Genomic DNA, 14,324 nt, shown 5'->3' on the forward strand with positions numbered 1-14,324 from the left:
AAAAAGCCCGGGAAGCTTAGCTTTCCGGGCTTTTTTTCATGCTGCGCGCCACCTTATTGCGCGTCGCCCTGCAGGCGGCGCTGCTTGACGGCCTCCGCCAGGTTTTCCAGCACGGCCACGCTGGCGCTCCAGTCGATGCAGCCATCCGTGACGGATTGGCCGTAGATCAATTCCTTGCCCGGGATCAAATCCTGGCGCCCTGCCACCAGGTGCGATTCCACCATCACGCCGACGATGCGGCTGTCGCCGCCCGCCACCTGGCTGGCGATGTCGGCACACACGGGGATCTGGTTTTCCGGTTTTTTCGAGCTGTTCGCATGCGAGGCGTCGATCATCAGGCGCGCTGCCAGGCCTTGCGCCGCGATCGCCTTGCAGGCCTCGTCCACGCTGGCCGCGTCATAGTTGGGCGTCTTGCCGCCGCGCAAGATGATGTGGCAATCTTCGTTGCCGTTGGTCGAGACGATGGCCGAGTGGCCGCCCTTCGTGACGGAAAGAAAATGGTGCGGCTGCGAGGCGGCTTTGATGGCTTCCACGGCGATTTTCACATTGCCGTCCGTGCCATTCTTGAAGCCGACCGGACAGGACAGTCCCGAGGCCAGCTCGCGGTGCACCTGCGACTCCGTGGTGCGCGCGCCGATGGCACCCCAGCTGATCAGGTCGGCGATGTATTGCGGGCTGATGACGTCGAGGAACTCCGTGCCAGCCGGCAAGCCCAGCTCATTGATATTGCGCAACAGTTCGCGCGCCATGCGCAAGCCGTCGTTGATGCGGAAGCTGTTGTCCATGTACGGGTCGTTGATCAGGCCCTTCCAGCCCACCGTGGTGCGCGGCTTCTCGAAGTAGACGCGCATGACGATTTCCAGTTCACCCGCGAAACGCGCACGCTCCTTGACCAGCAGGCGCGCATATTCCATCGCCGCCTTGGTATCGTGGATGGAGCAAGGCCCGATGACCACCATCAGGCGGTCATCCTGGCCGTGCAGGATGCGGTGCAGGGCGATACGGGCGCTGGCAGCGGTCTGTTCGGCTTGCTCCGAGCAGGCGAATTCGCGGATCAGGTGGGACGGCGGGGTCAATTCCTTCATTTCGCGAATTCGCAAATCATCGGTGCGGGGCATCATTTTCTCCAAAATTTAAGGAAGGGTAAAACATCTGGGTAAAAAAAAACCGCCATCAGTGGCGGTTTTTTAGAATTTGCTGGGATCTCGTTTTTTGCTGCTACGTGAACCGACCGCTACTCCACCGCCTTTGGGTTGGAATTGCTAAAGTAAAAATAAGCGGTAAAAAAGTGGCGAGCGAACATGCGAGTCATCCATAAGTGATGAACGACTATAAACCTAAATTGCAAGGATTGGCAAGTATATTTGTCGGCAAAGCCGCATGCCGCTGCCGTTTTAGACGGCAAAGCGCGTAAAAAAGCATAAAAAGTTGCGCGCCGTTAGACCGGCATGGTCAGTCCAGTGCTGAGCCCGTCGTGGCACGCACACCACACAACGCCCATTGCGGCGACGGCAAGCGACACACTACTGATCAAGATCTAATCCCGGGCAGACCGGACGGACAAGACTCAAGGACGCATCGACGACCTTTGATTGCCTGACCTTTCCGGAGAACACAATGAGCCCTACCCCCTTGCTTCAGCCCGCTGCCTTTTCGCCACCACGCCTGGGCCTGGCACTGGCCAGCGCACTGCTGAGTCTACCCGTCCTGGCACAGGACAATGCTGCACCCGCGCCCCTGCAGCGCGTGGAAATCACCGGCTCGAACATCCGCCGCGCCCAGGCTGAAACAGCCTCGGCCGTGCAAACCCTGAGCGCTGCCGATATCGAGAAATCGGGCAAGGCCAGCGTGGCCGAACTGCTGCAAACCCTGGCCGTCGACAACCAGGGTTCCGTCCCTACCAGCTTCAGCGGCGGCTTTGCCGCCGGCGCGTCGGGCATCTCGCTGCGCGGCCTGGGCACGGCGTCGACCCTGGTCTTGCTGAACGGGCGCCGCGTGGCGCCCTACGGCCTGGCCGACGACGGCCAGAAAGTGTTTGCCGACCTGAACATCATCCCCCTGGAAGCGGTGGAACGCGTGGAAATCCTCAAGGATGGCGCCTCGGCCATCTACGGCTCGGACGCCATCGCCGGCGTCGTCAACGTGATCCTGCGGCGCGATTACCAGGGCACGGCAGTGAAGGGCAATTACGGCAAGACCAAGGACTGGGACGGGCGCGAGGCGCGCGCGTCCATCACGCACGGCTTCGGCGATATCGACAACGACCGCTACAATGTACTGCTGAACCTGGAATACAGCGAAAAAGGGGCAATCTCGAACCGCGACCGGGCCGGACGGGGCGCCGTCGGCCGCAGCGACTTGCGCGACCTGGGCTTCAGCGCGCAGGAATCGCTCAGTGGCGCCGGTGCCATCACCGACAACAATGCGGCCGGCAGCGCCGTCAACGGCAATGTGCGCAATCCCGACACCCTCGATTACTATAACCGCGGCAACTTGGCCGGCGCGGGCTTTACGCGCACCTTCCCCGGCGCCGCCTGCGGCAATTTCACCACGCACCCGCAAGGCGATCCGGGCGGCGGCTGCCTCATCGATGCGGCGCAGCAATACGGCCAGATCCAGCCCAAGCAAAAGAACATCAATTTTTTTGGCCGCGGCGCCTGGCAACTGACGCCGGCACTGCAAACCTATGTGGAACTGAATCTGTATCACAGCGAATCGCGTTCCGTCACCACGCCGTCGACCATCAGCGGCTCGGTGGGTTTTCCGGGTGGCCCGGTCAGCAATGCGGCCGTGGCGCTGGGCGCCGGCCATCCTGACAATCCCTACTTCGGCCGCGATGCACGACTGCGTTACCTGGCCGCCGACGTCGGCCCGCGCACCTCGGAAGTCGATTCCACCTTTGCGCGCTTCGTCGCCGGCATCAAGGGCAGCGTGGCGGGCTGGGACATCGACAGCGCCCTGCTGTACTCGCAAAACAAGGTCGCGAACGAGCAAGGCGGCTTCCTGCAGCGCGACGTGGCCTTCGCCCTGCTCAACCCCAGCGACGCCAATGTGGCCGCAGCCCGCCTGAACCCGGCCTATGCGGCCCTGCCTCCCGGCAGCGTATGGCGCATCGCGGAAAACGCGGGCCTCAATTCGCCCGCCCTGTACGCGGCCCTGTCGCCGCGCATCTCGAACGACGCCAAGACGCATATCGCGCAGATCGACTTCAAGGCCAGCCGCGAAATGGGCCAACTCGAGGGCGGCAAACTGGGCGTGGCCGTGGGTGCGGAATTCCGCCACGAAGCGACGGAACTCAAGCCGACCACAGGCACGGAACGGGGCAATATCATCGGCCTCGGTTATTCCGCCTACAAGGGCAGCCGCAACGCTTCGGCCCTGTATGCCGAAGTGCTGGCGCCAGTGCTGAAAAGCGTGGAACTGTCGGGTGCCCTGCGCGCCGACCATTTCACCGACGTGGGCAATTCCTATACACCGAAAGTGGGCGTGAAATGGACGCCACTGCGCGAACTGGCCCTGCGCGGCACCTTCGCCAAGGGCTTCCGCGCGCCCGGCGCGGCGGAAAACGGCGTCGGTGGCCTGGCCGCGTTTTCCACCGCCAGCGACCCGCTGCGCTGCGCGCTGGGCGTGGAGGTCGCGTGCGACCCGGCATCGATCGCCGTCATCACCTCGCCCAATCCCAAACTGTCGCCCGAGCGTTCGCGCAGCTATTCCGTGGGCGCCATCTGGGATCCGCTGCCGCGCACCAGCCTCTCGGTCGACCTGTGGCAAATCCGCCGCAAGAATGAGATCAACCAGGAACAGACGGACACGGCGATTGCGCAGGGCCATGTGGCGCGCGACCCCTCCACGGCCAGCGACAAGCCCGGCGATCCGGGTGCCATCACGGCCGTGCTGGCCAGTTATGTCAATTCCGCGCAAACGACGGTGCGCGGCATCGATATCGACGCGCGCCAGCGCTTCAACCTGGGCGGCGACTATGGCAACCTGGTGTTCGACCTGAAGTGGACGCATCTGTACAAATGGCTGCGCACGGAGCAGGATGGCACGCAGCGCGATTTCGCCGGCACGCACGGCAATTGCGATGTCTCCAACTGCATGGGCACACCCGGTGACAGGGTCAACCTGAGCGCCACCTGGGAGCGTCAGAAGTGGCGCATCTCGGCCAATGTCAACTACCGCGCGCCGCTCGACAATATCAGTTTCAAGAACGATCCGGACGGCTGCGCCACGCATTTCGCCGACGGCACCGATGCGCCGCGCGGCTGCCGCATCGCCTCGTTCACGACGGTGGACCTGACGGCCCGCTGGCTGGCCACGCCCAAGCTGGAAGTGTTTGCAACGGTGCAAAACCTGTTCGACAAGATCGCCCCGCTCGACCCGCTCACGTATGGCGCCACGGGCTACAACCCGCTCGACTACGCGGGCGCGGCGGGACGCTTTATCAGTGCGGGGGTGAAATACAAGTTCTGAGAAATCCAGCAACCGTGTTGGCACGGCCGGTGGTGTTGGCGTGATGGTGGTGTCGGCGTGATGGTGGTGTCGGGTTACGCGCTTTGCGCTAACCCGACCTACGCGCGCGCCATGTCAGAAAAAAGTAGGTCGGATTAGCCCGGAGGGCGTAATCCGACAACCGTGTTGGCCGCGCCGTGTCCAGAAAAATCAGGCCGTGCCGCCGACGGTAATGCCATCGAGGCGCAGGGTCGGCTGCCCCACGCCCACGGGCACGCTCTGCCCCTCCTTGCCGCACACGCCCACGCCCGAATCGAGGCGCATGTCGTTGCCGATCATGGAGACGCGGTTGAGCACGTCCGGGCCATTGCCGATCAAGGTCGCCCCTTTGACCGGATAGCTGAGCTTGCCGTTTTCGATCATGTACGCTTCGCTGGCCGAGAAGACAAACTTGCCATTGGTAATATCGACCTGGCCGCCGCCAAAGTTGACGGCATACAAGCCATTTTTCACGGAAGCGAGGATGTCACCGGGGTCCTTGTCGCCGCCCAGCATATACGTGTTCGTCATGCGCGGCATGGGCAGGTGGGCGAACGATTCGCGGCGCGCATTGCCCGTCACGGGCATCTTCATCAGGCGCGCATTCATCGTGTCCTGGATGTAACCCTTCAGGATGCCATCCTCGATCAGGGTTGTGCACTGCGTCGGGTTGCCCTCGTCGTCGATATTCAGGGAGCCACGCCGGCCAGCCAGGGTGCCGTCATCGACCACCGTGACGCCCTTGGCCGCCACGCGCTCGCCGATGCGTCCGGAAAACGCGGACGAACCCTTGCGGTTGAAATCGCCTTCCAGGCCATGGCCGATCGCCTCGTGCAGCAGGATGCCGGGCCAGCCCGGTCCCAGCACGATGGTCATGGGGCCGGCGGGTGCGGGACGCGCTTCCAGGTTCACCAGGGCCGAGTTGACGGCGTCGGACGCGTATTGTTCCAGCACGGCATCACTGAAATAGTCATAGCTGAAACGCCCGCCACCACCGGCTGAACCCGTTTCGCGGCGGCCATTCTGCTCCGCGATCACGGTCAGCGAGACGCGCACCAGCGGGCGGATGTCGGCCGCCAGCACGCCGTCGCTGCGCAGCACCAGCACCACGTCGTACTCGCCCGCCAGGCTCGCCATCACTTGCACGACTCGGGGGTCTTTCGCCCGCGCCATCTTTTCCACACGCTCGAGCAATTGCACCTTGGCCGTGGCATCCAGCGAAGCGAGCGGATCATTGGGCAGGTACAAGGAACGCCCGCCCTGCGGCTGCATCTGGCCCGCGATCTTGACTCTGCCGGCACCCGCGCGCGCGATGGTGCGCGTGGCCGCTGCCGCTTCCAGCAAGGCCCGCTCGGAAATATCGTCGGAATACGCAAAGGCCGTCTTGTCGCCGGACACGGCGCGCACGCCCACGCCCTGGTCGATGGAAAAACTGCCCGTCTTGACGATGCCCTCTTCCAGACTCCAGCCTTCGCTCCTGGTCGACTGGAAATACAGGTCGGCATAGTCGACCTTGTGCGTAAACATCGTGCCCAACGCTTTGAGCAGCTTGTCTTCGTCCAGGCCGAACGGCGTGAGCAGGATCTCGCGCGCCACAGCCAGGCTGGACAGATTGGGTTCAAATGGCTTCATAACTTTGCACTCGCTAATTATATTCAACTCATTCTCAGTACCTGACAGAAGCGTAGCGAGCGGCAGTGATTTGTGGCCGAGAAGCGCAGCCGTGCTTGAGCACGGTGAACATCGCAGGCCGCAAAGCGCGACGCGCAGTAGCTTATGTCAGGTACCCTCACATAGTGCGGTGCGCTAGGGCAGGCAGCGATTCGCGCACGCCCGCCAAAAACACCAGGTCGATCTCGCCGCTGACCACGCCCTCGCCTTCGGGCAACACGGCTTTCACTTCGCCCCACGGGTCGATCAGCATGCTGTGGCCCCAGGTGCGCCGGCCGTTCGGATGCAAGCCGCCCTGCGCCGAGGCCAGCACATAGCACTGGTTTTCGATGGCGCGCGCGCGCAGCAGTACTTCCCAGTGGGCGCTGCCCGTCGTATGGGTAAATGCGGCAGGCACGACGATCAGCGCGCAATCGCCCATGGCGCGGTACAGCTCGGGAAAGCGCAAGTCATAGCAGATGGACAGGCCGACGCGGCCGAACGGCGTCTCGATCGCGCGCACTTGCGCGCCGGGCACGATAGTGCGCGATTCATTGTACGACTCGGTGCCGCGCGTAAAACCGAACAGGTGGATCTTGTCGTAGCGGCCGGCCGGCTCGCCTTGCGGGTCGTACACCAGCGTGGTGTTCAAGACCTTGCCCTCCTCGCCGGAGATCAGGGGCAAGGTGCCGCCGATCAGCCAGATGCCGTGCTGGCGCGCCATCTGCGCCATGTCATCCTGGATCGGTCCGCTGCCGGGCTGTTCCGCATGGGCCAGCTTGTCCGTTTCCTGCTGGCCCATGATGGCCCAGTATTCAGGCAACACCACCAGCTGCGCGCCAGCGGCGGCAGCCTCCGCCACCAGGCGTCGCGCCGTGGCCAGGTTGTCTGCCACGGACGGCGAAGAAATCATTTGTATTGCTGCAACTGTATGCATCATTGCCACCTCTTATCCATTCGAACGCCTCGCCTATTTCGCCACCGCCTCCACGGCCGTAGCGGCAGGCACGGCGACAGGCTCCAATTTACCACCATCGAGCTTGGTCACGACGGGCGACTTCCACGGGCCGGCGATCTGCATGTGATAGGTGAGCGCCTTCATCACGGGGGCACGCAGGAACAATTGCGCCAGGAAACTACCCAGGCCGATGACGGGGTTGACGGCCAGCGCATACACGAGCGGCCCCGTGCCCAGGTTAAATTCGGGGATCACCACCACGTGCAAATTTGTCGTTTCATTGGCGATGTCGGCCTTGCCATCCATCAGCACGGTGGCCGCCACGCCGTGCATCTTGAGGTTGTCGGTGCTCACCACTCCGCGCTTGATGCTGGCGTTGGCCGTGATGCCGTCGAAGGCCAGCCCTTCCGAAAACACATCGTGGAAATCGAGTTTCAGCAAACGGGGCAAAGCTTGCAGGCTGAGCACGCCCAACAGCTTGGCCGCGCCCGGATCCTGCTTGAGGAACTGGCCCGATTCCACATTCATTTCGATCTGCCCCGACAGGGTGGGAATGTCGAGCGAATACGGCAAGCCGTTCCAGGCGATGTCGCCACTCAGGCGCCCCTTGCCGCGACGCACCGTATCGGCAAAGCCGAAGCGGTCAAGCAACTTGCCCGCATCGACGATATCGAGGCCGAAACGCAGACTGGTCGTGCTTTGCCCATCCTTGATGACCCATTTGCCATTGCCGCTCAGCGCACCATCGGGATTCGACAATTGCAGCTTGCCCACGCGCCACTCGCGCCCGCCCGCCGCCATGGTGTTATAGGCCTGCAACTCCAGCCGGCCGATCTTCTTGTTGAACAGTTCAAATTGCTCGGCGATGATATCGAGCGACGGGATCGACTGGGCGCCGCTCTTGCCTTCCAGTAAGCTCTTCACATCGTTGGCGGCCGATTCCGGAATGATCAGCGACGACAGGCGCGCCGTCATCTTGCCCAGGCCGGACGGCGTTTCCAGCCACGTCACATAGCCCGATACTTGTTTCGCGTCAATATTGGCTTGCCACACATCCTTTTGATGCGTGGCGCCCACCACCACGTTTTCCAGCTTGCGCTCGCCCAGCATCAGTTCGCCGGCGCGCGCCGCCATCATGTCCGGCACCACATATTGCCCGATATCGGGTGCGTCGTCGGCATTGCCACTGGCATCGGCCGGCGCCGTGGCGTTGCCGGCGATTTCGCCGCCGACGTCGATCCAGCTGTCCACGTCCAGGGTTTTCATATTCACGTTGAGCATCATGCCGCTGTCCGGTTCCGGCGCCGGCACGTTCACGCCGATGCCGCCGCGCAGCAGGCGCCATGCATCCTTGCCCTGCTTCTGGCGCTGGTAGCGGGCGGTGATGCCAGACCCCAGCGCGATGCGGATATCGTCCGTGCGCAGGCCGGCGCCGTTCGCCGCATTGCCCGTCAAGGTGAATTTCACGGGCAGGCTGTCGCCGGCCGCCTTTTTCAGGGGCGCGGGGAAATCCAGGCCCAGGCCCGTCAGCGGCGACTCGACATTGACCACCACCTGGTGGTCGCGCGCCGTGATCAAGCCGCTGTAACGGGCGCCGCCATTCAAATGTTTCGCCAGGCGCTGCAGCACGGGCGCCGGATACGTCTTGCGCAAGCCGTCGATGGTCATGTTGCCGGCAATTTTCACCTGGATGGAATTGTCTGCCTGCGTGCCGCCCGAGATGGCCAGCGGCCCGCCCAGCAGGCTGCCATTCAAGCCATTCAGATTGACGCCCTTTTCGTTGAATTCGATCTTGCCCTGCGTGCCCAGCACGGGCGGCATGTCGTGGAACAGCACCACGTCGTTGCCCGCCAGCTGCAAGCTGCCCTGCACGGTCGCCTCGAGCATGCGCTCGATCGGCAAGTGCAATTTGAGGGCGAGCCTGGCGTTGCCCGTCGCCGTCGTTTCGTCCGTGAAATGCTCGATCCAGCCCAGCACGGGGCTGGCCGTCACGTACTTGAGGAATTCCTGCATCGGGCCGGCCGCATTGCCCTCGATATCGAGCAAGGTGTCGAACACGGTCAGGTCGGGGATCACGGCTTTGACATTTGTCAGAGCCACGCCGCCCGTGGTGGCCGTGTCGCCGCGGATTTCCATGCGCGCCCGCTCGAAAATAAAGCTGCCCTTGATTTTTTCCGCCTGCGGCCACAACGGCGCCTTGCCCGCCAGCGGTCCGTTTTCCGCCAATTCGCCCGGTGCATAATTGAGGATGCCGTTCTCGAGCTTGCCGGCCACGCGGAAGTCGCCGCGATTGCGCTGGGCGGGCGTGTCGGCCTTGAAGGGGAAATGTTCGAGTTCGCCGCGCAAGCGCAGGCTGACATCGCGCGCCACGCCGCCTTCCAGCGCGCCCGTCAGCCAGTGGCGCAGGTGCTCGGGCGTTTGCAGCGGCAGATAGCGGCCGATGGTGTTGATCTGGAAATTGTCGATCGTGCCCGTCAAGTCGACCTGGCCCAGATTCTTGCCATCGAGCGGCATGCGGTGCGTGCCCTGCAAGGCGACGCGCAAGCCTTGCTGATCGAAGTCCAGCTTGTCCAGCCCGACTTGCAGCATATTGCCCGCTTCAAAGGTCCAGCGCGCCTGCATGGCGAATTGTTCGAACGGCAAGGCCGGTTCGCTCAGGTAGGTGGGGAACTGCAACACCAGGTCCTGCGCGTCGATGGCAATGCTGCCGCCCTTGTCATTGGCGTCGATGCTGCCGGTCAGGTGGTCGAAGCCGGGAATGGCCGGCGCAGCCGCCTGTGCAGGGCTGCTCGCCGTCTTCGCCACAGCCAGGCGCGCCGGCTGCGCATTCAGGCCCAGATCGATGAGCTTGCCGCGCAAACGGTAGCTGGCGGGCGTGGCCATGTCGCCTTCCCATTGCGCTGAAAAATCCTGCAAACGCCCTCGTGGCGCCAGGGCGTCGAGGCGCTGGCGCTGCTGCTCGCCCAGCGGCAGCTTGTCGGCCAGCGCGGCCAGGGTTTGCAAATCGAGCGACTTGGCCGTGATTTCCGTACGCGCCGGCTTGCGCTTGGTGGCTGCAACAAAGCGTTCGGACAGGGTCGTGGGCGGCAGGCTGAGGCCATCGCGGGTTTCCACCGCAAAATTCGTCAATTCGACCTGGTGTCCATTCGCGCCAAAGGTTGGCTTGCCGTCCGGCACCTGCGCCGACAGCTCTTCCTTTGCCGAAATGCGCCCGCTGACCGACAGCAAGTCGAGCGGCGCGATATGCTCGCCCAGTTGCGCCTGCACATCCGTCAAGCCCACATCGGCCGTGAAGCCGGCCAGGCGCGCGTGATCCAGGCTCAGCCAGGCGCGCAGGGCGCCCTTGCCCTGGCTTAATTCAAACGGGTAGTCGAGATAGCGGCGCCAGGCGGCCAGGTCGGCGTTTTTCAGGTCGGCGTACAGCTCGCCCTTCCACATCGACACATCGGAGATGCGCGTGCTGAAGGGCGGATGCGTGAAGTGAGCGCGCACATCGACAGGGGCGGCCAGGCTGGCGGGCGGCGTGGCCTGCAAGCCCAGCCGGTGGCTGCGCCAGCGGTTGCGCAGCAGCAAGTTGACCTGGCTTAAAGCCAGCTCCGGCGTGCCGCGCGCTTCGTCGGTCCAGCGCACCTTGCCGTCGCGAATGATGATCTCATGCTGCGACAGCAGCCAGTCGGCACCCTTGCCATCGCTGCCTTGCGTGCTGTCGACCAGTACGCCTGCCACATACAGCTTGCCATCCTTGCTGCGCCGTACGTCCAGGTCGGGCCGCGTGATTTCCAGTGCCTCGAAGCGCACGGAACCGAGTACGCTCCACCACGACACGGTGGCCGAGACGCTCGGCAGGCTCAGCACCTGGCGACCCGCCTGGTCGCGCAGGCTCACGTCGCCGAGGAAGAGATTTGGCCGCACGCCATGCCAGGAGGCGTAAATACGCGCGATGCTGACAGGGTTGCCCAGCGCGCGGCTGGCCGCCCGCTCGATATTGCCCTTGTAGTAATCGATATTCGGCAAGATGGCGTAGCGCAGGAATAAAAACAGCACGGCGAAGGCGAAATACGCCAGCAGCACCAGTTTGATGGTAAAACCCAACACATGATGGGTGGCCAGATTGGCCATGCGATAGGCGGCACGCAGCCGCTGCCAGCGCAGGGCCAATGGCACATGTTCTGTCACGCTTGCTTCTGGCGGTTTTTGCATCAATAAGCTAATAAACTGGCCCGGCGTCAAATAATGGCAAAAATCGTCTGCATTCGTGGTGCGCGCCTGCATCCTTGCGCTTGCTTCTGAGCAAAGCCTCCCTTACCATCGTCCGGAAGAGCATGCACTGCCGGCGGCATTCCCGCCGGCGGCACAATTTTACCGCATCCCCCGCCGTTCGCAGCCAAGTTAAACAAGAACCATGCAAGCAGCATTCAAGAGAGCCTTACCGACACCATGAGCACACAGCCTTTGATCTCCGCCTCCCGTTTCTACCAGCGCTGGCTGGGTGCCGCCCCCGAGCGCGCCGCACAGGTAGCGCAGCTGGTGCGCGCGCCGCTGGACAAGCTCGACTTTGCCGCCGCGCTGGCCGACCAAGCGAACGCCGCCACGCCGCCGCTGCCGGCCGAGCGGGCCATGCGCCGCCTGCGCAACCTGCTCGTGTGCGGCCTGATTGAGCGCGACCTGGACGGCCAGGCAGACTTGAACGAAGTCGTCACGGCCATGACGGGCTTTGCCGATTTCGCCATCCGCACGCATGTGGACGCCATCATGGCCGAGATGGTGGCCTTGCACGGCATGCCCGTCGGCGAAGAATCGGGCGAGGAACAGGCCTTGATGGTGCTGGCGATGGGCAAGCAGGGCGGCGGTGAGCTGAATGTCTCGTCGGATATCGACCTGATCTTTGTTTACCCGGAAGATGGCGACACGCAAGTCACCGCGCCGGGCCAGCGCAGCCTGTCGAATCACGAGTTTTTCATTCGCATGGGCAAGAAACTGATCGCCGCCATGGCCGAGATCACGCAAGACGGTTTTACTTTCCGTGTGGACATGGCCTTGCGTCCGAACGGCAACTCGGGTCCGCTGGCCGCCAGCCTGGGCATGGTGGAACAATACCTGATCGTGCAAGGGCGCGAATGGGAGCGCTATGCCTGGGTCAAGGCGCGCGCCGTGACGGGCAAGCCGGAAGACATTGCGTCGCTCGACGCCATCGTGCGCCCGTTTGTCTTCCGCCGCTACCTCGATTTCGGCGTCATCGATGCCATCCGCACCATGCATGGCCAGATCCGCGCCGAGGTCAACCGCCAGGAGCGGCTGCATCCCGACCGCAGCAACAACGTCAAGCTGGGCCGGGGCGGCATCCGCGAAATCGAATTCCTCGCGCAAGTGTTTCAATTGATACGCGGCGGGCGCGATGCCGAACTGCGCGAGCGTTCCACACGCGCCACCCTGCGCACAGTGGCGGACAAGGGCTTGCTGGAACCGGCTATCGTGGAGCAATTACTCGGTTCCTACACTTTCCTGCGCAACCTCGAACACCGGCTGCAATACCTGGATGATGCGCAAACCCATACCCTGCCCGCCAACGAGGCCGACCGCCTGGTGGTGGCGCAGATGATGGGCTTGCCCGACACGCCTACCCTGCTGGCCCAGCTCGAAGCGCACCGCGTGTTTGTCGCCGGACAATTCGACGAGATGTTCAGCGACAAGAGCAGCGGCGCGCCGCCGGCCGACACGGGCATCGACCCGCAGACGTCGAACGACTGCGCCGCCTCGGACCAGCAGGAAGCCATCGAGGCGCGCTTCGCCGCGCTGGGTTTCCACGAGCCGGCCGCCTGCGCGCGCCGTTTGCTGGCCACATGGCAGGCGCCGCGGCTGCAATCATTGCCCGAGGCGAGCCGCACGCGTTTGGTGGCCCTCGTCAATTCCGCGCTGCCCCTGATCACCGATTGCTCCGTTTCCAATGGTAACGCCAGCCAGCTGGCCACCCTGGGCCGCCTGCTCGACTTTTTGGAAGCCATCGCGCGCCGCTCGGCCTATCTGTCGCTGCTGACGGAATATCCACATACGCTCGAGCGCGTCGTGCGCATGGTGTGCGCCAGCGGCTGGGCCGCCACCTTCCTCACGCAACATCCTATCCTGCTCGACGAACTGCTCGATGAACGCATCCGCAACACAGTGCCCGATCCAAACGCGCTGGCGCTGGACCTGCAGCGCCAGCTCGACGACGCGCCCGGCGACACGGAGCGGCAGATGGATATCCTGCGCGAAACACACCATGCGCAGCTGTTCCAGTGCCTGGCGCAAGACCTGGCGGGCGACCTCAGCGTGGAAAAGCTGGCCGATTACCTGTCGCAGCTGGCCGACATCATCGTCGCCGCCACCGTCCAAGCCGTGTGGCAAACGTTACCTACGCGCCACCGCGACGTGCCGAAATTCGCCGTCATCGCATATGGCAAGCTGGGCGGCAAGGAACTGGGCTATGTCTCCGACCTCGACGTCATCTTCCTGTTCGACGACGACGACCAGGAAGCGCCCGGCCTGTATGCCAAGCTGGCGCAACGTTTCATCACCTGGATGACCTCGCACACCTCGGCTGGCATCCTGTTCGACATCGATATCGCCCTGCGCCCCGATGGCGCCTCGGGCATGCTGGTTTCCAGCGTGCAGGCATTCGAGCGCTACCAGGGCAGCGCGGCCTGGGTGTGGGAGCACCAGGCGCTCACGCGCGCGCGCTTCTGCGCCGGCGACGTCGCCATCGGCAAGCACTTCGAACGCATCCGCGACACGATCTTGCGCAAGGAGCGCCCGGAAAACGGCCCGCTCAAGGGCGAAGTGGTGGCCATGCGCAAGAAAATGCTGGACGCCCACCCGCCCCGCCCTGGCAGCTTTGATTTGAAACAAGATCCGGGCGGCATGATCGACATCGAGTTCATGGTGCAATATCTGGTGCTGCAGCATGCGGCGCAGTATCCGCAGCTGACGGCCAACTCGGGCAATATCGCCCTGCTGCGCCTGTGCGGCGAACTGGGGCTGATCGACGCGCAGCTGGCCGCTCTGGTGGCCGACGCGTACCGCGCGCTGCGCAAGCTGCAGCACCAGTTGCGCCTGCAGGGCCACGACCTGGCACGGGTAGAACCGGAAAGAGTGCGCGTGCATGCGGACAATGTGCGGCGTTTATGGCAAGCCATCTTCCAGGATGCGCGCTGATAGGTCTGCCGTAACCTGCCCTCCCGTTCGCTGC

General features: G+C 63.7%; 6 protein-coding genes. 2 read left to right on the plus strand and 4 right to left on the minus strand.

Features of this window, described 5'->3' with window-relative positions; all coding sequences use genetic code 11:
• Positions 1-53: 53 nt before the first annotated feature.
• Positions 54-1,118: a 3-deoxy-7-phosphoheptulonate synthase AroG gene (gene aroG, locus ACP7EG_RS18625; protein ID WP_426088833.1), complete on the minus strand. Its 1,065-nt coding sequence runs from the start codon at positions 1,116-1,118 to the stop codon at positions 54-56.
• Positions 1,119-1,617: 499 nt separating this feature from the next.
• Between aroG and ACP7EG_RS18630 the strand changes: the two genes are divergently transcribed.
• Positions 1,618-4,473 carry a TonB-dependent receptor gene (locus tag ACP7EG_RS18630; protein WP_426088806.1) on the plus strand — a complete coding sequence of 952 codons (2,856 nt, stop codon included), beginning with the start codon at positions 1,618-1,620 and terminating at the stop codon, positions 4,471-4,473.
• A 189-nt stretch (positions 4,474-4,662) separates the two neighbouring features.
• Here the strand turns inward: ACP7EG_RS18630 and tldD are convergent, their stop codons facing one another.
• The 3 genes from tldD to ACP7EG_RS18645 form a co-directional block, all read right to left on the minus strand.
• Positions 4,663-6,123, minus strand: a complete 1,461-nt coding sequence (gene tldD, locus ACP7EG_RS18635) for a metalloprotease TldD (RefSeq protein ID WP_426088807.1) — start codon at positions 6,121-6,123, stop codon at positions 4,663-4,665.
• A gap of 157 nt (positions 6,124-6,280) precedes the next feature.
• The gene (locus ACP7EG_RS18640; protein ID WP_426088808.1) at positions 6,281-7,081 is read right to left on the minus strand and encodes a carbon-nitrogen hydrolase family protein; all 801 of its coding nucleotides are present in this window, start codon (positions 7,079-7,081) and stop codon (positions 6,281-6,283) included.
• A 30-nt stretch (positions 7,082-7,111) separates the two neighbouring features.
• Positions 7,112-11,275 carry a YhdP family protein gene (locus ACP7EG_RS18645; protein ID WP_426088809.1) on the minus strand — a complete coding sequence of 1,388 codons (4,164 nt, stop codon included), beginning with the start codon at positions 11,273-11,275 and terminating at the stop codon, positions 7,112-7,114.
• 261 nt (positions 11,276-11,536) lie between these two features.
• Here ACP7EG_RS18645 and glnE point away from each other — a divergent pair, with 261 nt between their 5' ends.
• On the plus strand, positions 11,537-14,290 hold the full coding sequence (glnE, locus tag ACP7EG_RS18650; protein WP_426088810.1) for a bifunctional [glutamate--ammonia ligase]-adenylyl-L-tyrosine phosphorylase/[glutamate--ammonia-ligase] adenylyltransferase: 2,754 nt from the start codon (positions 11,537-11,539) through the stop codon (positions 14,288-14,290).
• Positions 14,291-14,324: the final 34 nt, after the last annotated feature.

The sequence above is a fragment of the Janthinobacterium sp. PSPC1-1 genome (assembly GCF_049897625.1).
Classification (GTDB): domain Bacteria; phylum Pseudomonadota; class Gammaproteobacteria; order Burkholderiales; family Burkholderiaceae_D; genus Janthinobacterium; species Janthinobacterium tructae.